Origin of the sequence: Streptomyces sp. NPDC101776, from assembly GCF_044766845.1 — a bacterium.
Classification (GTDB): domain Bacteria; phylum Actinomycetota; class Actinomycetes; order Streptomycetales; family Streptomycetaceae; genus Streptomyces.
In genome coordinates, this window is record NZ_JBIWMV010000007.1 from 125996 (window position 1) to 146390 (window position 20395).

At 70.4% G+C, this 20395-nt stretch carries 16 protein-coding genes; 5 read left to right on the plus strand and 11 right to left on the minus strand.

Annotation, left to right across the window (positions count from 1 at the left end; all coding sequences use genetic code 11):
- The first annotated feature begins 31 nt into the window (after window positions 1-31).
- Window positions 32-736, plus strand: a complete 705-nt coding sequence (locus tag ACIRRY_RS23200; protein ID WP_403975778.1) for a TetR/AcrR family transcriptional regulator — start codon at window positions 32-34, stop codon at window positions 734-736.
- A 101-nt stretch (window positions 737-837) separates the two neighbouring features.
- On the opposite strand, the gene ACIRRY_RS23205 is transcribed toward ACIRRY_RS23200, so the two are convergent.
- Complete coding sequence (locus ACIRRY_RS23205; protein WP_403976383.1) at window positions 838-1734, minus strand: LysR family transcriptional regulator ArgP; 897 nt, start codon at window positions 1732-1734, stop codon at window positions 838-840.
- A 68-nt stretch (window positions 1735-1802) separates the two neighbouring features.
- Between ACIRRY_RS23205 and ACIRRY_RS23210 the strand changes: the two genes are divergently transcribed.
- Together ACIRRY_RS23210 and ACIRRY_RS23215 are read left to right on the plus strand one after the other, a co-directional pair.
- The gene (locus ACIRRY_RS23210) at window positions 1803-2414 is read left to right on the plus strand and encodes a LysE/ArgO family amino acid transporter (protein WP_403975780.1); all 612 of its coding nucleotides are present in this window, start codon (window positions 1803-1805) and stop codon (window positions 2412-2414) included.
- An 80-nt stretch (window positions 2415-2494) separates the two neighbouring features.
- Window positions 2495-3817 (plus strand): MFS transporter, encoded by a 1323-nt coding sequence (locus ACIRRY_RS23215; RefSeq protein ID WP_403975782.1) that lies wholly within the window; start codon window positions 2495-2497, stop codon window positions 3815-3817.
- 6 nt (window positions 3818-3823) lie between these two features.
- Here the strand turns inward: ACIRRY_RS23215 and ACIRRY_RS23220 are convergent, their stop codons facing one another.
- The 4 genes from ACIRRY_RS23220 to ACIRRY_RS23235 form a co-directional block, all read right to left on the minus strand.
- Window positions 3824-4273 carry a cyclic nucleotide-binding domain-containing protein gene (locus ACIRRY_RS23220; protein WP_403975784.1) on the minus strand — a complete coding sequence of 150 codons (450 nt, stop codon included), beginning with the start codon at window positions 4271-4273 and terminating at the stop codon, window positions 3824-3826.
- 250 nt (window positions 4274-4523) lie between these two features.
- The gene (locus tag ACIRRY_RS23225) at window positions 4524-4703 is read right to left on the minus strand and encodes a hypothetical protein (protein WP_403975786.1); all 180 of its coding nucleotides are present in this window, start codon (window positions 4701-4703) and stop codon (window positions 4524-4526) included.
- A 28-nt stretch (window positions 4704-4731) separates the two neighbouring features.
- Complete coding sequence (locus tag ACIRRY_RS23230; protein WP_403975789.1) at window positions 4732-6981, minus strand: FUSC family protein; 2250 nt, start codon at window positions 6979-6981, stop codon at window positions 4732-4734.
- A gap of 47 nt (window positions 6982-7028) precedes the next feature.
- Window positions 7029-8405 carry an NAD(P)/FAD-dependent oxidoreductase gene (locus tag ACIRRY_RS23235; protein ID WP_403975791.1) on the minus strand — a complete coding sequence of 459 codons (1377 nt, stop codon included), beginning with the start codon at window positions 8403-8405 and terminating at the stop codon, window positions 7029-7031.
- 249 nt (window positions 8406-8654) lie between these two features.
- Here ACIRRY_RS23235 and ACIRRY_RS23240 point away from each other — a divergent pair, with 249 nt between their 5' ends.
- Window positions 8655-9479 (plus strand): methyltransferase domain-containing protein, encoded by an 825-nt coding sequence (locus tag ACIRRY_RS23240; RefSeq protein WP_403975793.1) that lies wholly within the window; start codon window positions 8655-8657, stop codon window positions 9477-9479.
- 19 nt (window positions 9480-9498) lie between these two features.
- Here ACIRRY_RS23240 and ACIRRY_RS23245 read toward each other — a convergent pair whose 3' ends face one another.
- From ACIRRY_RS23245 to ACIRRY_RS23270, 6 genes are all read right to left on the minus strand, one after another.
- A complete protein-coding gene (locus ACIRRY_RS23245; protein ID WP_403975795.1) occupies window positions 9499-11403 on the minus strand; it encodes an AMP-dependent synthetase/ligase in 1905 nt (634 codons plus the stop codon).
- A 152-nt stretch (window positions 11404-11555) separates the two neighbouring features.
- Window positions 11556-13715, minus strand: a complete 2160-nt coding sequence (gene glgB / locus ACIRRY_RS23250) for a 1,4-alpha-glucan branching enzyme (RefSeq protein WP_403976385.1) — start codon at window positions 13713-13715, stop codon at window positions 11556-11558.
- A 350-nt stretch (window positions 13716-14065) separates the two neighbouring features.
- Complete coding sequence (locus ACIRRY_RS23255; protein ID WP_403975797.1) at window positions 14066-15457, minus strand: maltokinase; 1392 nt, start codon at window positions 15455-15457, stop codon at window positions 14066-14068.
- A gap of 46 nt (window positions 15458-15503) precedes the next feature.
- Complete coding sequence (gene treS, locus ACIRRY_RS23260) at window positions 15504-17222, minus strand: maltose alpha-D-glucosyltransferase (protein ID WP_403975799.1); 1719 nt, start codon at window positions 17220-17222, stop codon at window positions 15504-15506.
- Window positions 17219-19210, minus strand: coding sequence for an alpha-1,4-glucan--maltose-1-phosphate maltosyltransferase (locus tag ACIRRY_RS23265; RefSeq protein WP_403975802.1), 1992 nt, complete (start codon window positions 19208-19210; stop codon window positions 17219-17221). The genes treS and ACIRRY_RS23265 overlap by 4 nt, the downstream gene beginning before the upstream one ends.
- A gap of 72 nt (window positions 19211-19282) precedes the next feature.
- Complete coding sequence (locus ACIRRY_RS23270) at window positions 19283-19591, minus strand: DUF5133 domain-containing protein (RefSeq protein WP_403975805.1); 309 nt, start codon at window positions 19589-19591, stop codon at window positions 19283-19285.
- A gap of 297 nt (window positions 19592-19888) precedes the next feature.
- On the opposite strand from ACIRRY_RS23270, the gene ACIRRY_RS23275 reads away from it, so the two are divergent.
- Window positions 19889-20392, plus strand: a complete 504-nt coding sequence (locus ACIRRY_RS23275; RefSeq protein ID WP_403975808.1) for a pep a2 — start codon at window positions 19889-19891, stop codon at window positions 20390-20392.
- Window positions 20393-20395: the final 3 nt, after the last annotated feature.

Consider the following 20395-nt stretch of genomic DNA (forward strand, 5'->3'; position numbering starts at 1 on the left):
GGGGCCCCGAGGACGAGGTGAGGAGACCGCGATGCCGAAAGCGGTGGTGTCCGAGGAGAAACGGCGCCGGCGTCGCCCCACCAAGAGCGGCACGGTCCTGTCCGAGCGGTTGATCGTCGACACGGCGCTGCGCATGCTGCGCGAACACGGCAGCGCGGGCCTGACCGCCCGCCGCCTGGGCCTCGCCCTGGACGCCGACCCCAGCACCCTCTACCGCTACTTCCGCGGCATGGACGAGCTGACCCTGGCGATCGGCGACGCCCTCGTCGGACAGGCGCTGCGGGGCTGGGAGCCGACGGGGGAGTGGCGGGCCGACCTGCGCGCGATCGGCCTGCGCATCCACGCGGCGTACGTCGCCCACCCGCAGGCCGCCCAGCTCACGGCGAGCCGGGTCACCGGCCGGGCCAACGAACTGGCCGCCGACGAGGCCGTACTGGACGTCCTGCGCACGGCCGGCTTCCCGCTCCCCGACACCGTGCGGATCTACCACGCGTTCATCGACCAGACGTTGGCCTTCGCCGCCCTCGACGCGGCGTCCCTGGCCCTGCCGAGCGCGTCCCTTCGGGCGGACGAGGAGATGTGGCTCTCGACCTACGCGAGCCTGCCCCGCACGACCCACCCCCGCATCGCGGAGGCGGCCCCACTCCTGGCGACGCGCATGGTCCAAAGTGCCTACCCGACGGCCCTGGAGATGCTGCTGGACAGCGTCGCCGCCCAATTGTCGCCGTTCGGGTAGCGCCCCAAAGGGGAGCGGGGCTGTGTCGATATGCGGCTCCGCCGCGTGGGCGCGACCAGCCACAGCGGACCCGCAGCCGACCGACGCTCAACGCTCCCCTCCTAACGCAACGCCTCCACAGCCGTAGCCGCGACCGCGTCAGCAACCGCGGCCAACGCCGGCGAATCCAGCTTCCACTGCTGCCAGTACAGCGGCACGTCGACCGACCGCTCCGGCGCGAAGTTCACCAGCCGCCCCGCGTCCAGCAGTTCGGCGGCCTGCATCTCGGGGACCATGCCCCACCCCAGGCCGGCGGCGACAGCGGCCACGAAGCCCTCCGAGGTCGGCACGAGATGGCGTACCGGACTCGCCCCGCCCTGCCCCCGCCGCAGCCGCCGTACGAAGGAGTCCTGGAAGTCGTCGAGACGGTCGAAGGTCACCACCGGTGCTTCCGGCAGCGCGTCCCGCAGGGGGCCCGCGAGGCAGGTCTCCCTGAACTCCGGGCTCGCCACGGGCAGATAGCGCATCCGCCCCAGTGCCCGCACCGAGCAGCCCGGCACCGCGTCCGGTGACGAGGTCACCGCCGCCATGACCAGGCCCTCGCGCAGCAGGGCCGCCGTGTGGTCCTCGTCCTCGCGGCGGAGTTCGAAGCAGACCCGGAGTTCGCGCGGGACGCGGGTGAGGGCGCCCAGGAACCAGGTGGCGAGCGAGTCCGCGTTCACCGCGACCGACACCCGGGTCGCCTCGCCCGCCTCGCTCATGCCCAACTCGGCGCGGGCGTCCCGTTCCAGCCGGGCCAGTTGGCGGGCGAACCGTACGACCACCTCGCCGGACTCGGTCGTCCGCACCGGCTTGGTGCGCAGCAGCAGGACCCGGCCCGTGCGCTGCTCCAGGGCCTTCACCCGCTGGCTGATCGCCGAGGGCGTCACATGCAGGGCGCTGGCCGCCGCGTCGAACGTGCCCTCGTCCACCACCGCGAGCAGCGTCCGCACCTGGTCGAGGGGCAGCTCCGTAACCATCACGAGTACTAATGTTACGTAAGAATCTTTAGCTGTACTCCTGATGCCGGTATCCGTAGCGTCGAGGCGTGACCAACGCCCTCTCCGCGGCGGCCGCCGGCTTCGGCACCGGCCTCTCGCTCATCGTCGCCATCGGCGCCCAGAACGCCTTCGTCCTGCGCCAGGGCATCCGCCGCGAGGCGGTCCTCGCCGTGGTCGGCATCTGCGCCCTGTCCGACGCGCTGCTCATCGCGCTGGGCGTCGGCGGGGTCGGCGCGATCGTCGTCGCGTGGCCGGGCGCGCTCAAGGCCGTCGGCCTGATCGGCGGGGCGTTCCTCCTCGTCTACGGCGTCCTCGCTGCCCGCCGGATCTTCCGGCCCGCCGCGCTGAGCACCGAGGGCGAGTCGACCGGCTCGCGCCGCCGGGCCGTCCTCACCTGTCTGGCGATGACCTGGCTCAACCCGCACGTCTACCTGGACACCGTGTTCCTGCTCGGCTCCATCGCCGCCGACCGGGGCCCACTGCGCTGGACCTTCGGACTCGGCGCCGTGTGTGCCAGCCTGTGCTGGTTCACCGCGCTCGGCTTCGGCGCCCGCCTGCTCAGCCGCTTCCTCGCCAGGCCCTCGGCCTGGCGGGTCCTGGACGGCCTGGTCGCCGCGACGATGATCGGCCTCGGCGCAACTCTCGTCGCCGGGGCGTGAGATACCGGATTCCGCTGCCACAGCCGGTGCTGCGATAGTGAACCCCGGTCGATTAGATGTAGCGAGCAGCCAGGAAGCCAGTGGACACCAGCGAGAGCACCGACAGCGGCACCGAACCCGAGACGGGGACGGAGACGAAGAAGGACGCAGTACCCGCGAGCGGGCCCCGGCGCGGCTGGCGCCGCTGGGCGATGGACACCCGCCCGCTGCGCATCCCCGCCTACCGCCGCCTGTGGTCCTCGACCATCGTCACGGCCGTCGGCAGCCAGCTCACCGCCGTCGCCGTACCCAAGCAGATCTACGACATCACCGGCTCCTCCGCCTGGGTCGGCGCCGCCAGCATGGCCGGACTGCTGCCGCTCATCGTGTTCGCGCTGTGGGGCGGCTCGCTCGCCGACAGCATGGATCGCCGCAAACTGCTCCTGATCACCAACAGCGGCATCGCCGTCACCTCGGTGCTGTTCTGGGTCCAAGCCGTCACCGGCCTCGAGTCCGTGGCCGCGCTGATGCTGCTGCTCGCGATGCAGCAGGCCTTCTGGGGCCTCAACGCGCCCGCCCGCAACGCCTCCATCGCCCGTCTGGTGTCCGTGGAGCAGCTGCCCGCCGCCAACGCCCTCGGCTCGACCGTGATGCAGACCGGCCAGGTCGTCGGACCGCTCCTCGCGGGCGCCCTCATCCCGGTCATCGGTCTGCCCGAGCTGTATCTCATCGACGCGCTGGCCCTGTGCGTCACGCTCTGGGCGGTCGTCCGGCTGCCCTCGCTGCCGCCCCTGGCGTCCGCCACACCGCGCCGCGCGGGCTGGCGCGAGGTCGCCGCCGGGTTCCGGTACATCTCGCTGCACAAGGTGCTGCTGCTGTCCTTCCTCGCCGACATCATCGCGATGGTCTTCGGCATGCCCCGCGCCCTGTTCCCGCAGCTCGCCGCCCAGACCTACGCGCCCTACGGCGAGGGCCTCGCCCTCGGCATGCTGTTCGCGGCGATCCCCATCGGGGCGGTGGTCGGCGGACTGTTCTCCGGCACGTTCTCGCGGGCGCGGCGGCACGGCTGGATGGTGATCGGCGCGGTCGTCGCCTGGGGCGCGGCCATCACCGGGTTCGGGCTGAGCAGCAACCTGTGGATCGGCGTGGTGTTCCTGGCCGCAGCCGGGGTAGCCGACATGGTCTCCATGGTGTTCCGCGGGGCGATCCTGCTGTCCGCAGCCACCGACGAGATGCGCGGCCGTATGCAGGGTGTCTTCACCGTCGTCGTCGCGGGCGGCCCCCGCCTCGCCGACGTCCTGCACGGCACGGCGGGCTCGGCCTTCGGCCCCCGTACGGCGGTCGCCGGCGGCGGCATCCTGGTCGTGGTCATCATGCTGACCCTCGCCTTCACCGTCCCGGCGCTCCGCCGCTACCGCATCTGAGCGGGCTCAGACGGGCCGATGGATGGCGTAGTGCTCCATCAGCTTGCTCCGGGTCAGCTCGAGCCGGTGCGCGAGGATCTCCGCGACGATCCGGACCAGCGAGAGCCCGAGCAGCGGATCCTCCACGCACAGCGCGAGCACGGCCGCCGCGTCGAACTCGTAGGCCCGCACGGCGCTGAACGCCTCCGCGCCGAAATCCCAGGTGTACGGCGGGAACAGCCACGACCAGCCGAGCAGGTCGCCCGCGCCGAGACTGGCCACGGTGACCCGCTGCTGCGGGGTGACCTGCTGGTCGAGCGAGACGGCGCCGGAGCGGACGACCCAGAAGCGGTCGGCCGTGCCGCCCGCGTCGAAGATCCTGGAGTCCTCGGCGAACGAGACCTCGTGCGCGAGTTCCATCAGCCGTTCGCGCTGGGTCTGGGGCAGGGCGGTCAGCAGTTTTATCGCTTGGGTCATGGCACAGGGCTCCTCGCCGGCAGCGGATCCGGAATTCTCCCTACGCCCATTTGAGCCTCTGCCGACGTCCCGGGCACCTCGGGGGACGGAATCAGGGCATGAAAAAGCCCTGGCTGGACGGGGGAGACCAGCCAGGGCCGTTGAGCGGTGGCGCGGAGGACGGTGGAGTCGACTCCGTGACCACGTATGAATGAACCGTAAACCATCCACAGGCATTTCGTACCCAGCTCAACCGGTCGCGTGACCGGTTTCACTTCGCGGCATGCCCGCCGGGGTCCACGATCTCGTCCAGCACCCGCAGAACGACCTCAAAGGCCACCTCCCGCACGGGGTCGCCCTGCTCCGACCACGTGTGTGCCTCCCGGGCGGCGAAGGCCCGGGCCCGCTGGATGCGCCGCAACAGTTCAACGGAGTCCACGACATCACTCATGCCCATCACCTACCCCGGCGCGCGGATTTCACTTCGCCGGGACCGCGACCGGCACGTCGAGCGGCCGGGCCAGGCCGACCACGGCCTCGTCCAGCCGCTGCAGATGCCGTAGCACGCGGTCGGTGACCCGTCCGTAGCGTGGGGTCCCCGGTGTCCCGGGACGCAGCAGGGACGCGATGCTCGGACCGGTCTCGATCCCGCCGGCACCGTCCTCGTCCCCGTCGGCGACGTGCGCGCCGATCACCCCGATGTTGTGCACGATCCGGCGACCCGCCTCGCGCAGCCGGGGATCGGCCGCTATCGACGGATGCGTCGGCAGCAGCTCGGCGGTCGCCGCCAGATACCGCGCGTGATAGGCGCAGGTCTCCAGGAGCGCGACCACGTACCGGGCGGTGTCCCTGCGCGCCCGCAACGGCGTGATCGGATGCGTCAACGGCTGCGTCGAGGCGCTGAGATCGGCCAGCGCCTGGTCCAAGTCCCTTGCCTTGTCGAGCAGTTCGGCCGCGGCCCCACCGCTGAGCTGATCGACGGCGGCCTCGGTGACGTCCGTGAGCCGGGCCAGCACCGTGCCGAGCAGTTCGTTCGTACGGCGGTCCGTGTGCACCGGCAGTACCAGCGCCGCCGCGACCACCCCGCAGGCCGCGCCCAGCGCCGTCTCCTCGACCCGCAGCACCAGCACCGACGCGCTGTAGGTGTGCAGCAGCGTGTAGAGCAGGCCCAGCATCGCGGTGACGAAGAAGGACATCAGGGTGTACGACAGCGGTGCCGTGTAGAACATCGCGAAGATGAACAGCAGCACCAGCGCGAACGCCGTCCACGTGTGATGCCCGACCAGGCCCGCGAGACCGATACCGGCGACCACACCCAGGACCGTGCCGAGCAGCCGCCGGTAGCCCTTGACGAGGATCTCGCCGGTGGACGAGGTGTTGAGGAACACGATCCAGCAGGTCAGCACCGCCCAGTACCAGCGCTGGCTGGACAGGAACTCGCCGCCGACGATGGCCAGCGACGACCCCACCGCCACCTGCACGGCCGCCCGTGTCGTCGGCCGCCGCAGCCCGGTGCGCTCCGCGTCCTCGGCCTCCTCGCTGCCCGCGATGGCGACGTCCTCCGCGTCCAGCTCCTCGCGCGAGCGGGTCGTCGCGGGCGTGTCCTCCGACTCGTCCTGCGGCCCGTCCACGGCGATCCGCAGCCCCAGCACCGCGCGCCCGGCCTCGCCGATGCCCCGGAAGACGTCCTGCACGGCGTCCGAGGCGGGCGGCAGGTTCTCCTCCTCGCGATAGCCCAGCAGCCGGTTGCGCACATGGGCCAGCGCGGTGCCCGCGTCGGACCCCGACGGCCGTAGGACGAGCAGCCGTAGTGCCTCCAGGTCGCGCCGCAGCGTGTCGGTGGTCTCGTCCCGCCCGGTCAGAAGGTCACCGGCGGGCACGGGCGCGCCCGGCAGATGCAGGGTCAGCGTGTGACCCCGCTCGGCGCTGCGCGCGGTCAGCAGGAGCAGCCCCAGCCGCTCGGCGGCGACCTCGGCGTCCGCGATACGCCGCTGCACGAGCCGCGCCACCGTCTCGTCGGAGGTCCCGTCCTCCAGCCGGCCCTGGATCAGCAGCGCCGTCTCGTGCAGCCGCGCGGTGCCCTCCCGTACGTCGGTGAGGGCCTTCTCCATGTCGTCGGGACCGGCGTCGAGCAACGCGAGCTGCGCGGTCACGAGCTGGGCGAACCGCGCCCGGAACGCCCGCCGCAGCCGGTCCAGCGTCCCCGTGGGCGTCTCCGGCACCAGCGCGAACCGCACCAGCGCGCTGCACACGAAGGCCACGCCGATCACGCCGTAGAGCCGGGGCAGCGCGGAGACGGTCGCGCCGATGAACAGGGACAGGAAGTAGATCTGGAAGCCGATCAGGCCGAGCGCCGTGCCGCGGTCGCCGAACCGGCGGCTGTAGACCGCGCCGAAGATCAGCAGGACGAAGAAGACGTCACCGGCGACCACCCGCGAGTTCAGCAGCGCGCTCAGCGACACCGAGGTCAGCGCCACCGGCAGACCCAGCGCGAGGGTCAACGCCTGCTGCGCGCGCTGCTTCTCGCGGATCGCGAACGTGGAGACCATCGCCGACATCGCCCCGGCCACCAGATGCGGCACCGAGGCGTCCAACAGGGAGAGCACGGCCAGCGTGAGCGCGATCGAGGCCACCGTCCGCAGCCCGGCCGTCAGCCGCAGCAGTCCGGGATCGGACGCCGCGACGCGATCCCACACCCGTGCCCACGCCGCCCGTCCCGCTGCCCTCACGCCGCCGTACTCTCCCAGGGTTCATCTCAAGATCCGTACCACCGATGCTACGGCTCCTGCGTGTCTGCCCCCTCGACGCGTTCTCGTACCTGCTCCGCGGAGAGGTACGAGTCGGTGTACTCGAAGTCCTTCAGCGTGGCCGGTTTGCGGGCCTGGAAGCCGGTGCGCACGAAGTCGTCACCGGCCAGCGCGTTCAGCGTCCAGTTCGTCGCGACCCGGACCTTGGCGACGTTGGTGCGCAGCGCCGACCAGTGGTAACCACGGGCCACGACCTGGGCGGGCAGACCGCGCAGTTCGATGCCGAGCGGCTTGGACACCGCGTCCTTGCCGCCGAGGTCCACGACGAGCCCGAGGTCCTTGTGGACGTACGGCTTCAGGGGCTGGTTGCGCAGGGTCGCGATCACGTTGTCGGCGACGACCTTGCCCTGCCGCATGGCGTGCTGCGCGGTCGGCGGGCAGATCGCGCCGTCCCCGCCCTTGGCCTCGTCCGGCACCGCGCCCGCGTCACCGAGCGCGAAGACCCCGTCGTGACCGGGCAGGTTCATGTCGGCACCGACCGCGAGCCGCCCCCGTACCGTCTCCGCACCCAGCGTGGCGATCAGCGGACTGGCGACCACACCGGCCGTCCAGATCAGCGTGCGGGTCGGCACCACCCGGCCGTCGGTGAAGGTGACCTCCTCCGGTCCCGCCTTGGCGATCGAGACACCCAGGGAGATGTCGATACCGCGCCGGGTCAGGATCTCCTGCGCGCTCTTGCCGAGCTTGTCGCCCAGCTCGGGCATCAGCTTCGGCGCGATGTCGATGAGGTGCCACTTGATCAGACCCGGGTCGATGCGCGGGTAGCGCTTGACCGCCGCGTGCGTCAGCTTCTGCAGACAGGCGGCCGTCTCGGTACCGGCGTACCCGCCACCCACCACCACGAACTGCAGCCGCGACGCCTTCTCCGCCGGGTCGTCGCTCGCGTCCGCGAGGTCGAGCTGGGTGATGACGTGGTCGCGGATGTAGGCGGCCTCGGCCAGGGTCTTCATGCCGAAGGCGTGATCGGTCAGCCCCGGGATGTCGAAGGTCCGGGTGATGCTGCCGGGGGAGAGCACGATGTAGTCGTAGGGCTCGTTGACGATCTCGTCGTTGATCGTGCGGATCACACAGACCTTGGCCTTGATGTCCACACCGATCGCGCCGCCCGGGATGATCCGCGTGCGGTACTTGCTGCTGCGGCGCAGCGAGACGGCGATCGACTGCGGGGTCAGGACGCCGGAGGCGACCTGGGGCAGCAGGGGCAGATAGAGCTGGTAGGAGAACGGCGTCACCAGCGTGACGTCGGCCTCCTCACGGGTCAGTTTCCTCTCCAGACGGCGAACGCACTCCACTCCTGCGAAGCCTGCGCCAACCACCAGGATCCTCGTTCGTGTCACGGTGTTCATCCCTTCTGCGGCTCCAGGCGGTCTGCCTCGACGCCGTACGCCTGCCCTGGATCGCTGCCTCGCACCACCATCGATCCCACCGTGCCGGAAGCCGTTCCGCCAGCCGAGCGCGGCAGGCAGACGCACACGCGGAGCACCAGCATGCCCCGCCGACACCCTCCGTACTCCGCGGACACATGAACAAATGGCGTACCTGAATGACCTTTGACCGATCCGTCGACGATCGATCCGGACCGTAGAGTGCACGCCATGTCGCACACTCAACCCGATCCGGGGTCGGGCTTCCGCACCCAGAACATCGACGCCGGCAACGTGACGCGCCTGGTGGCCGCGCTAGACATCCAGGAAGCCAATGCGGGCGTACGACGACTGCGCGCATGGGCGCACGAGGCACTCGCCCCGGGCAGCGGGGAGCGCGCCCTCGACATCGGGGCCGGGACCGGCTCCACGACCCGTGAACTGGCCGCCGCGGTCGGCGCGAACGGGTCGGCGCTCGGCGTCGAACCCAACCCCGGGCTGCGCGCGATCGCCGAGGAACGGGCCCTGGAGGCCGGCAGCCCGGCCCGCTTCACGGACGGCGACGCGCTGTCCCTGCCCGTGCCCGACGCCTCCGTGGACGTCGTCTGGTGCGAACGGGTGCTCCAGCACCTCGCGGAACCCGACAAGGCCGTCGCCGAGATCGCCCGCGTGCTGCGCCCCGGCGGACGCGTGGCCCTGCTCGACACCGACTGGGCGACCACGATCCTGCACCCGGGGGACCCCGAGGTCACGGCCGCTTTCACGTCCGGCGCCCTCACCGGGGCGGCCAACCCCTACTCGGGACGCCGGCTCGTCGGCCAGGTGAGCGCCGCCGGACTCGTCGTCGACGACCGCGGTTCGCAGGCGCTGCTCCAGGACCACCGCTCGGTGGCCTGGCCGCTGATCCGCATGCTCGGCGAGTCCGCGGTGCGCCGCGGCGCACTGACCGAGGCCCAGCGCGACCGCGCCTACGCCGACCTGACCGAGGCCGCCGAACGGGGCGCCCTGCACATGTCCGTGACGATGTTCGCGGTCGTCGCCCACCGCCCGGAGTGAACCGTGTGTTCCGGTGACCTCACCGGAACACGTTGTCCGCGTCGTCCCACCCGGAGAGCTGCTCCTCCGCCGACGGCTGCGGGGCACGCGCGCGTGCCTGGTACATCGCGTCGATCTCGAACGCGTAGTGCCGCACGATCGCGTCCCTGCGCAGCTTCATCGACGGCGTCAGCAGCCCGCCCGCGACGTCGAACGGCTGCGGGAGCACCCGGAACACCCGGATCGACTCGGCGCGCCCCACAGGGCTGTTGGCGGCCGCCACGGCCCGCGTGATCTCCTCCCGCAGCGCGTTCTCCTCCCGCGCCTCCCGGCCCCGCGCGTCGCTCTGCAACGCCAGCCCGGCCCGCCAGTGCGCCACGAACTCGGGGTCCAGCGTGAGCAGCGCCCCCACACAGGGACGGTCGTCGCCGACGACCACGGCCTGATGGATCAGCGGATGCATGCGCAGCCGGTTCTCCAGCGCGGCGGGCGCGACGCTCTTGCCGCTGCTGGTGATGATGATGTCCTTCTTGCGGCCGGTGATCGTCAAGTACCCCTCGGTGTCCAGCCGTCCGATGTCCCCGGTGGCCAGCCAGCCCGCGTTGAGCGCCGACCGGGTCGCCCGCTCGTCGTTGATGTAGCCCTGGAACACCGAAGGGCCGTGCACCAGGATCTCCCCGTCCTCGGCGACCCGGATCTCCGTGCCCGGCAGCGCCTGCCCGACCGTGCCGATCTTCTCCCGGCCGAGCGGCTGCATCGTGACCCCGCCGGCGGTCTCCGTGAGGCCGTAGCCGTCGTGCACGAGGATGCCGATACCCGAGTAGAACAAGGACAGTTCACGGTTCAGGGGCGAGCCGCCCGACGTGGCGCGGACCACCCGGCCGCCCAGCCCGGCGCGCAGTTTGCGGTAGACCGTCCGCTCGAACAGGGCGTGTTGGAGCCGCAGATCGAAACTGGGGCCCGAACCCCGGCCGAGTCTCTGGCGCTCCTCGGCCGTGGCGAACTCCCGCGCGGTCGAGGCGGCACGCTCGAACAGGGCGCCCCGGCCGAGCTGTTGGGCCGTACGGAGAAAGTTCTTGTAGATCTTCTCGAAGATCGACGGTACGGCGTACAGGTAGGTGGGCCGGAAGGTGCGCAGCGCCGACACCAGCGCCGCCTCCGTCATCTCCGGCTCGTGGGCCATCAGCCAGCCGCCGCGCATGCACAGCCCCTGGATCATCAGGCCGTACACGTGCGAGAAGGGCAGGAAGGCGAGGACGGCCGGCTGTTCGCCCGGCGGCGCCGCCGTGTGCGACCAGCCCGCGAGCAGGGTGTCGCAGGGGCTGGCGAGGCTGCGGTGGCTCAGTGCGCAGCCCATGGGGCGGCCCGAGGTGCCCGAGGTGTAGGCGACGACCGCCGTCGAGTCCGGCATCACGATCCGGCGCAGCGAGTCCACCGTGGTCTGGGGTATGTACGTGCCCCGCTCGACGATCTGGGCCAGGGCCCCGGAGTCCAACTGCCAGACGTGCCGCAGCAGCGGCAGCGCGGCACACACCGTGCCGACGGTCATGATGCCCTGCTCGTCCTCCACGACCACGGCCACACAGTTGGCGTCCCGCAGGATCCACTCGACCTGCTCCCGCGAGGACGTCGGATGCACCGGCACGACCTCGGCGCCGACCGCCCAAAGGGCGTGGCTGAGCACCGTCCACTCGTACCGGGTGCGGGCCATGATCGCGACCCGGCTGCCCGGTGAGATTCCGGAGGCGATCAACCCCTTTGCCAGATCGACGACTTCGTCCCGCACCTCTACGGCGGTCACCTCCTCCCACACCTCGGAGGACGGGTCGGACCGGCGGGCGATCAGCGGAAGGGTGGGATTGAGGACCGCGGTCTCGAAGATGCTGTCGGCGAGGCCGCCGTTCAGGGTGGAGGTGGGGGGTGGAGCGACGGCGAAGTCGCGCATGCGCTGCTCCTGGGTTGTACGGGGCGTGACTCTGCCGATCATTACTGTTATCGACGGTGCTCGAATGTAGCCCAGGTGTGAGCGTTTGGTGAGGGGAACCAGGAAGTGCCCATGCGGAGTTTGTGATTTCGGGTGTTTGGGCCCCGAAGGTGTCACCCAGGTGTCAACCACACCGTCGCGAGCGGCGGAAGTGTGAGCCTGATGTGGCCGTCCTCCGGCTTGACCGGATCGGGGTTGGTGATGTCGCCGCCGCCGTAGACGGCCCGGTCCGTGTTGAGGGTCTCCCGCCAGGCGGGGATGTCGTCCGGGATGCCGAGGCGGTAGTCGTGGCGGACGACGGGGGAGAAGTTGCTGACGGCGAGAAGAGGGGAGCCGTCGATGTCGTAGCGGAGGAAGGCGAAGACGTTGTCCTCGGCCGCGTCGCCCAACACCCAGCGGAACCCACCGGGATCGGTGTCGCGCTGCCACAGGGCGGGGGTGTGGCGATAGACGGTGTTCAGGTCGCGGACGAGGTGCTGGACGCCCCGGTGGTCGGGTGCGGCGTCGTAGGCCGGGTCGAGGAGCCACCAGTCGGGACCGTGGGACTCCGACCACTCCGCACCCTGGGCGAACTCCTGCCCCATGAAGAGGAGTTGCTTGCCGGGATGGGCCCACATGAAGGCGAGATACGCCCGGTGGTCGGCGCGTTGCTGCCACCAGTCGCCGGGCATCTTCGACACCAACGAGCGCTTCCCGTGGACGACTTCGTCGTGGGAGATGGGGAGGACGTAGTTCTCGCTGTACGTGTAGACCATGGAGAACGTCATCTCGTGGTGGTGGAACTTCCGGTGCACGGACTCGTGTGCTATGTAACCCAGCGAGTCGTGCATCCAGCCCATGTTCCACTTCAGCCCGAACCCCAGCCCGCCGGTGTCGGTCGGCCGCGTCACCCCGTCCCAGGCGGTGGACTCCTCGGCGATGGTCACGACACCGGGCACCCTGCGGTACACCGTCGCGTTCATCTCCTGGAGGAAGGCGACTGCGTCCAGGTCCTCGCGCCCGCCGTGGACGTTCGGGGTCCACTGGCCCGAGTCGCGTGAGTAGTCGAGGTAGAGCATCGAGGCGACCGCGTCCACGCGCAGGCCGTCGATGTGGAACTCCTGGCACCAGTAGACGGCGTTCGCCACAAGGAAGTTGCGTACTTCGGTCCGTCCCAGGTCGAACTCGTACGTCCCCCAGTCCGGGTGCTCGGCCCGCCGCGCGTCCCCGGGTTCGTACAACGGCTCCCCGTCGAACCGGGCCAGCGCCCAGTCGTCCTTGGGGAAATGCGCCGGAACCCAGTCCATGATCACGCCGATGCCGGCCCGGTGCAGGGCGTCGACGAGGAACTTGAAGTCGTCGGGGGTGCCGAGGCGGGAGGTCGGGGCGTAGAAGCCGGTGACCTGGTAGCCCCAGGAACCGCCGAAGGGGTGCTCGGTGACCGGCATGAACTCGACGTGGGTGAAGCCGAGTTCGTTGACGTAGGCGGGGAGTTCGACGGCGAGCTGACGGTACGTCAAGCCAGGTCGCCAGGAGGTGAGATGCACTTCGTACACGGAGAACGGCGCTTCGTGGACCGGGGTTTCGGTCCGCCGCGCAAGCCAGTCCTCGTCGCTCCACTCGTAGTGCGAGGCCGTCACGACGGACGCGGTGGCGGGCGGCACCTCCGTACGGCGAGCCATCGGGTCGGCCTTGAGGAAGCGCTCGCCGTTCCGGGAGGTGATCTCGAACTTGTACCGGGCGTCCTCGCCCACTCCCGGCAGGAACAGCTCCCAGACACCGGTGGAACCGAGCGACCGCATGGGGAAGGCGGTCCCGTCCCAGGAGCTGAAGTCCCCGGCGACACGCACCCCTTGGGCATTCGGCGCCCACACGCTGAAACGGGTCCCGGTCACCCCACCGTGCGTCATCGGCTCAGCGCCGAGCGCCTTCCACAACTCCTCGTGCCGCCCCTCCTTGATGAGGTGCAGGTCCAGTTCACCGAGGGCGGGCAGAAACCCGTACGGGTCGTGGACCTCGCGCTCGTCACCTTCCGCGTACGACACCAGCAGCGTGTACGCGGGCAACGCGTCGAGCGGCAGCACCCCGGAGAAGAGCCCGTCCCCGTCCGAGGCGAGCGGGTTGCGCGTCCCACCGATCACGACACTCACAGCACGGGCATACGGCCGCAACGCCCGGAAGACGATCCCGCCCGGCGCAGGATGAGCGCCGAGCAGGGCGTGGGGGTCGTGGTGGGCGCCGGTTAGCAGGCGGTGGCGGTCGGCCGGGTCCAGGGGGGCGGTGGTGCCGCCCAGGGGGACCGGAACGGTTGCGGGCGGGGAGGTGGTGGCGGTGAGGTCCTCGGGGCCTCGGGGGGTGGCGCTGGACGAACGGCTCGTCTTTGGTGCGCCGGTGATGGTCCGGTCGGCGGGTTCCGGTGCGGCAGGCAGGTTCGGGTGGCTGGTGTTCGGTGCGCGGGTCGCGGTGGGGCGGTGCGCGTCCGGTGTGCCGGGCGAGGTCGGGTCGCAGGCTTCGGGTGTGCCGGTCGCGATCGGGCCGCTGGTCTCCGATGTGGTGGGTTCGGTGGGTTCGCCTGTTTCCGGGCCGGCGGTCGTTGACGGGCCGCCCGTCTCCTGAGGTGAAGTGTCGCGCAGGGCCACGGAGTTCAGCCTCCTCGGACGGCGAGACGTTCGATCGCCGCCATGGGTACGGGAAGCCAGTCCGGACGGTGTCTGGCCTCGTACAGCACTTCATACACGGCGCGGTCCGTCTCGTACGCGCGCAGCAGGGCGTGCTCGGTGCGGGGGTCCCAGCCGGCCCGGGCCGCGTAGCCCGCGCAGTAGGCTTCCCGGCAGCGGCGCGCCCACTCCGGGCGCCAGGGGCGGCGCTGCCGGGCCGCGTAGTCGAAGGAGCGCAGCAAGCCGGCGATGTCCCGCACCGGGGACTGCGCGCTGCGCCGCTCGGCCAGCGGCCTGGACGGTTCGCCCTCGAAGTCGATGACGAACCAGTCGCGGTCGGCCCGCAGCACCTGACCGAGATGCAGATCGCCGTGGATGCGCTGGGCGGACGGCCCGGCATCCCGGCCGACGAGCGCGCCGAACGCGGTCCGCAGCCCCGGCACGAACGGCCGCAGCGCGGGCACGGAGTGCGCGGCCGCCTCCAGCCGCTCGCTCATCGCAGTGGCAGTGGCAGTTTCCGCCTCTGTCTCCGTACAGGCGTTCTCGGCGACTTGCCCGCCGCCCGACGGGAAAGCCGCCGCCAGCGCGAGATGGACCTCGGCGGTGGCCTGCCCCAACTCATAGGCCTCGGTGGTGAATTCGTCCCCCGCGGCGAGTGCGCGCAGCGCGAGCGCCCAGCCGTCGGAGGCGTCCGGCAGGAACGGCTGGAGCACACCGAGCGTCGCGGCCCGCGGCTCGGCCGTCCGGAACCACGCCACCGGCGCCGGGACCCGCGTACAGCCCTGCGCGGCCAGCGCCCCCGGCAGCTCCAGATCCGGATTGACGCCGGGCTGGATGCGCCGGAACACCTTCAGGATGAACCGATCGCCGTACACCAGCGAGGAGTTGGACTGCTCGGCGCCCAGCAGCCGAGGCGTGAGCCCCGCGGGCACGGACACGGACGGGTCCGCCTCGAAGTGCAGGGGACCCGTCGTACCGGGATGCCGCAGCCGCTCCAGCAACAACTCCGCCGACCGAGGATCCTGCAACGCGTCATACACCGCGAGCCCGGCCAACTGACCTTCCTGCACACGGCCGATATAGGCCCGGGCGAGGCGCGGCGACACGTGTTCCCGCACGCCGAGCAGGAGTTGGTAGCAGTCACCGGGCGGGGGAGTACCACCCGGCATCGGAACCCCGGTGTGGGAGGCATGGACCAGCACATGAAGACAGCCCGGGAAGAGCTCGGTGGTGGACAGCACATCGAGGTCGGCCACCGGCCGGTCCTTGCCGGCGAACCAGCGCTGCCCGGGCAGCCATTCGCGCAGCAGCCCGGCGAGCGTGGCCGGAGGCCGGTCGACGCCGGGGCTGCTCAGTCGGAGGGGTGCGGTCTTCGGCATGGTGACGCGTCCTTTCGCGGGCACATCCTCGAACGCGGGCACATCCTCAAAGTCGTCGGCCGACGCGGGGAGCGGCTCGCGAGAGCCGGAACCAGTAGAAGCCGTGCCCCGCCAGCGTCAGCAGATACGGCAGCTCACCGATGGCCGGGAAACGCACCCCGCCGATCAGCTCCACGGGATGCCGGCCGTCGAACTCCCGCAGATCGAGCATCGTGGGCTGCGCGAACCGCGAGAAGTTGTGCACACACAGGACGAGGTCGTCCTCGTACTCGCGCAGGAACGCGATCACCGCCGGGTTCGACGACTGAAGCTCCGTGTACGAGCCGAGGCCGAACGCCGGGTTCTGCTTACGGATCTCGATCATGCGGCGGGTCCAGTGGAGCAGTGAGGAGGGCGACGACATCGACGCCTCGACGTTGGTGACTTGATAGCCGTAGACGGGGTCCATGATGGTCGGCAGCGTCAGCCGGCCGGGGTCGCAGGAGGAGAAGCCCGCGTTCCTGTCGGGTGTCCACTGCATGGGGGTGCGGACGGCGTCGCGGTCGCCGAGCCAGATGTTGTCGCCCATGCCGATCTCGTCGCCGTAGTAGAGGATCGGCGAGCCGGGCAGCGACAGGAGCAGGGCCGTGAAGAGTTCGATCTGGTTGCGGTCGTTGTCCAGCAGCGGGGCCAGGCGCCGCCTGATGCCGATGTTGGCGCGCATGCGGGGGTCCTTGGCGTACTCGGCCCACATGTAGTCGCGTTCCTCGTCGGTGACCATCTCCAGGGTCAGCTCGTCGTGGTTGCGCAGGAAGATGCCCCACTGACAACTCGACGGAATGGCCGGGGTCTTGGCGAGGATTTCCGAGACGGGGTAGCGGGACTCCCGTCGTACGGCCATGAAGATGCGGGGCATGACGGGGAAGTGGAACGCCATGTGGCATTCGTCGCCGCCGCTCTGGAAGTCGCCGAAGTAGTCGACGACGTCCTCGGGCCACTGGTTCGCCTCCGCCAGCAGCACCGTGTCCGGATACATCGCGTCGATCTCCCGCCGGACGCGCTTCAGGAACTCGTGACTGGCGGGCAGGTTCTCGCAGTTGGTGCCCTCGGCCGCATAGAGATAGGGGACGGCGTCGAGACGGAAGCCGTCGATGCCGAGGTCGAGCCAGAAGCGGAGGGCGGCCAGGATCTCTTCCTGCACGGCCGGGTTCTCGTAGTTGAGGTCCGGCTGGTGGGAGAAGAAGCGGTGCCAGAAGTACTGCTGGCGGACCGGGTCGAAGGTCCAGTTGGAGGCTTCGGTGTCGACGAAGATGATGCGGGCGTCGGGGTACTGCTTGTCGTCGTCGGCCCACATGTAGTAGTCGCCGTAGGGGCCGTCGGGGTCTCTGCGGGACTCCTGGAACCACGGGTGCTGGTCGCTGGTGTGGTTCATGACGAAGTCGATGATGACCCGCATGCCTCGCTGGTGGGCCGAGTCCACGAACTCGACGAAGTCCGCGAGGTCGCCGAACTCGGGGAGTACGGCGGTGTAGTCGGAGACGTCGTAACCCCCGTCCCGGAGTGGGGACTTGAAGAACGGCGGGAGCCAGAGGCAGTCGACGCCGAGCCACTGGAGGTAGTCGAGTTTGGCGGTGATGCCCTTGAGGTCACCGATGCCGTCGCCGTTGCTGTCCTGGAAGGAGCGGACCAGGACCTCATAGAAGACGGCGCGTTTGAACCACTCGGGGTCCCGGTCCTTGGCGGGAGTGTCCTCGAAGGTGTCGTGGACCGGTTCGTTGACAGTCATGAAGCTCTTGACCCTCCGCTCTGTGTGGACCGCCGGACGTGGAACACGTGCGCGGGAGCCCGGCCGGGTTCGAGACGCACATAGTTGGTCCTGCCCCACTGATGGGACTCACCCGTCAGTTCGTCGTACACCGACATGGATTCGTTTGATTCCAGGCCGAGTTGCGGCATGTCCAACGAGACCGTGGCCTCCTGGGTGTGGTGCGGATCCAGGTTGACGACCACCAGAACCGTGTCCGCACCCGTGGTCTTGCTGTACGCGATCAGCGCGTCGTTGTCCGTCCGGTGGAAGCGGAGATTCCTGAGCCGGTGCAGCGACGGGTGACGGCGTCGGATGTCGTTGAGCGTGCCCAGCAATGGCGCGATGCTACGTCCTTCCCGCTCCGCGGACTCCCAGTCGCGCGGGCGGAGTTGGTACTTCTCGGAGTCGAGGTACTCCTCGCTGCCCGGCCGGAGAGGAGCGTTCTCGCACAGTTCGTAGCCACTGTAGACACCCCATGTCGGGGACAAGGTGGCGGCGAGTACCGCCCGGAGTTCGAAGGCCGGCCGGCCGCCCTCCTGGAGGAACTCGTGGAGGATGTCGGGGGTGTTCACGAAGAAGTTCGGCCGCATGTAGGCCGCCGACTCGCCTGCCAACTCGCTGAGGTAGTCGGTGAGTTCGGCCTTCGTGTTGCGCCAGGTGAAGTAGGTGTACGACTGCTGGAAGCCGACCTGCGCGAGGGTGGCCATCATCGCCGGGCGGGTGAAGGCCTCGGCCAGGAAGATCACGTCCGGGTCCGTGGCGTTGATGTCCGCGATCACCCGCTCCCAGAACACGACCGGCTTGGTGTGCGGGTTGTCCACACGGAAGATCCGCACCCCGTGGTCCATCCAGTGCCGCAGCACGCGGACCGTTTCGACGACGAGCCCGTCGAGGTCCCGGTCGAAGGCGATCGGGTAGATGTCCTGGTACTTCTTCGGCGGGTTCTCCGCGTAGGCGATCGTGCCGTCGGGGCGGTGGTGGAACCACTCCGGGTGTTTGTCCACCCAGGGGTGGTCGGGGGAGCACTGGAGCGCGAAGTCCAGCGCGATCTCCATGCCCAGCTCGGCGGCCCGCGCGACGAACGCGTCGAAATCCTCCAGCGTCCCGAGCCGGGGGTGGATCGCGTCGTGCCCGCCCTCGGGCGAGCCGATCGCCCACGGGACGCCCACATCCTCGGGCCCGGCGGACAGCGAGTTGTTCGGGCCCTTGCGGTAGGCCGTACCGATGGGATGGATGGGCGGCAGATACACCACGTCGAAGCCCATCACCGCGATCGCGTCGAGTCGCCGCGCGGCCGTACGGAACGTGCCGTGGGGCTCGGCCGCCGTGCCCTCGGAGCGGGGGAAGAACTCGTACCAGGCGCCGTAGAGCGCCCGCTCCCGCTCCACCAGCAGCCCGCGCGGCTCGGAAACAGTCACCAACTCCCGTAGCGGACAAGCCTCCAGCACCCGCTCCACATCCGGTGTCAACGCGGCCACGAACCGCGTCCCCACCGGCAGTGTGTCGTCGCGCAGGTTCTCCGCCGCGGCCAGCACCATGGCGCGGGCCGGTTCCTCCGGCACCCCGCCGGCGGCTCGCGCGTGGAGCTCCGCGCCCTCCTCCAGCATCAGGCCGACGTCGATGCCGGCCGGGATCTTGACGCGGGCGGCCCGGCGCCAGGTGGCGATGGGATCGCCCCAGGCCTCCACGACGTAGGACCAAGGGCCCGGCGCGTCCGGGGTGACCTCGGCGCCCCAGCGGTCGCTGCCCGGGGACAGTTCGCGCATCGGGGTCCACGGGCCCGGGCGGCCGTTCTCATCGAGGAGAACGACGTTCGCGCCGATCGTGCCGTGGCCCTCGCGGAACACGGTGGCGGTGACCTCGAAGGTCTCGCCGACCACCGCCTTCGTCGGGCGTGCGCCGCTGTCCACGGCCGGGCGTACGTCGCGTACCGGAATGCGGCCGATGGCTGCCGGGGTCGCGTTCATGGGTCTCACCTCCGCCGTGTTCGAGGCCGGGCTGTTCACCCGGCCGGGGTCCGAGCTGCGCCGGAAGGGGGACTACCTTCCCGCCGGGGAACGCCGGTCGACGGCGACGGTGACGGGCGGCCCGCGGTGCACGACGGCCGAAGTACGGGGGCGTCCGTTCTGTTCCTGGAGGTAGGAGCCCGCGCTGCTGCGCAGGTAGTGCTCGGCGGCTTCCGAGGCCTCGCGCGCGCAGCGTTTCCCCATCAGTACGCACAAGGTGTAGCCCGAGTCCTCGAAGGTGGCCCGTACCGTCCGGTCGCCCGGCGACGCGAGCATCACGCGTTCCCACGCCCGATAGCGCCGCAGTTGGCGGGCGACTTCGGCTTTGGCGGGTAGCAGCATGGCGCTGTTCACCTTCCGCCTCGGCGGACCGCGTTTCCCGACCGTCGGGTGGCGGCCGTGCACGGAGCGGCATGGCTCCGTCACGGCAGTCGAGGCTTTCACTCATGGTGCACAGGTGATGACCAAGCGTCTTGTTGGATCTTCAACTACCCCACTCGTCGCTCGTGTTGCACGAATGGCCTAGCACTCGCACTCTGGAGCTGACTCAGAAGCGATCATTGCTCACGCTTCGTGTTCGGGGTCCCGCCCCGCAGGTCGAGGGGAAGCGTGAGCTTCGCCGGTAGGGAGCCAACGACGATGAAGACCGCAGTGCCCTGCTACTACCACCTCGATGTGGACGTCACCCCGGAACGGGTCGGGCAGGTCGGGCGCATCCTGGCCGCCCACCTCCGGCTCTGGGACCTGGAGATCCTCGTGGAGCCCGTCCGCCGCGGCGCCGAGCTGCTGCTGCGGGCCATCGACGAGCACGCCACGGACAAGCACACGTCGATAGAGCTGTGGTGGAACGGCCAGCACCTGATCACCGCCATCGGCGACAACGACCGCGATCTGCGCCCGGACCAGGATCTGCGTGCCTGCCTCGCCCGGATCGCCGCGACGAGCGACGGCTGGGGCTGCTGCGCCACCGGCGCCGGAAGCAGGATCATCTGGTTCTCCCGGCGCGCCCGCAGCGGCGAACGCGTCCCGCGTGTCCCGAGGACGCCCGCGCCGCGCCTGCGGGAGATGCTCCAGCTTCCCCGCGAGGTGCCCGCCGCCCCGCCGGCCCGTCCGACGCCCGGCCTCCTGGAGGACGCCCGGTGACCG

Coding starts and splice junctions, on each gene's coding strand:
- ACIRRY_RS23200 (WP_403975778.1), top strand. CDS start 32: ATGCCGAAAGCGGTGGTGTCCGAGGAGAAACGGCGCCGGCGTCGCCCC.
- ACIRRY_RS23220 (WP_403975784.1), bottom strand. CDS start 4,273: ATGACCCAAGCGATAAAACTGCTGACCGCCCTGCCCCAGACCCAGCGC.
- ACIRRY_RS23265 (WP_403975802.1), bottom strand. CDS start 19,210: ATGAACGCGACCCCGGCAGCCATCGGCCGCATTCCGGTACGCGACGTA.
- ACIRRY_RS23235 (WP_403975791.1), bottom strand. CDS start 8,405: ATGAACACCGTGACACGAACGAGGATCCTGGTGGTTGGCGCAGGCTTC.
- ACIRRY_RS23205 (WP_403976383.1), bottom strand. CDS start 1,734: ATGGTTACGGAGCTGCCCCTCGACCAGGTGCGGACGCTGCTCGCGGTG.
- ACIRRY_RS23240 (WP_403975793.1), top strand. CDS start 8,655: ATGTCGCACACTCAACCCGATCCGGGGTCGGGCTTCCGCACCCAGAAC.
- treS (WP_403975799.1), bottom strand. CDS start 17,222: ATGACTGTCAACGAACCGGTCCACGACACCTTCGAGGACACTCCCGCC.
- ACIRRY_RS23225 (WP_403975786.1), bottom strand. CDS start 4,703: ATGAGTGATGTCGTGGACTCCGTTGAACTGTTGCGGCGCATCCAGCGG.
- ACIRRY_RS23255 (WP_403975797.1), bottom strand. CDS start 15,457: ATGCCGAAGACCGCACCCCTCCGACTGAGCAGCCCCGGCGTCGACCGG.
- ACIRRY_RS23275 (WP_403975808.1), top strand. CDS start 19,889: ATGAAGACCGCAGTGCCCTGCTACTACCACCTCGATGTGGACGTCACC.
- ACIRRY_RS23270 (WP_403975805.1), bottom strand. CDS start 19,591: ATGCTGCTACCCGCCAAAGCCGAAGTCGCCCGCCAACTGCGGCGCTAT.
- ACIRRY_RS23245 (WP_403975795.1), bottom strand. CDS start 11,403: ATGCGCGACTTCGCCGTCGCTCCACCCCCCACCTCCACCCTGAACGGC.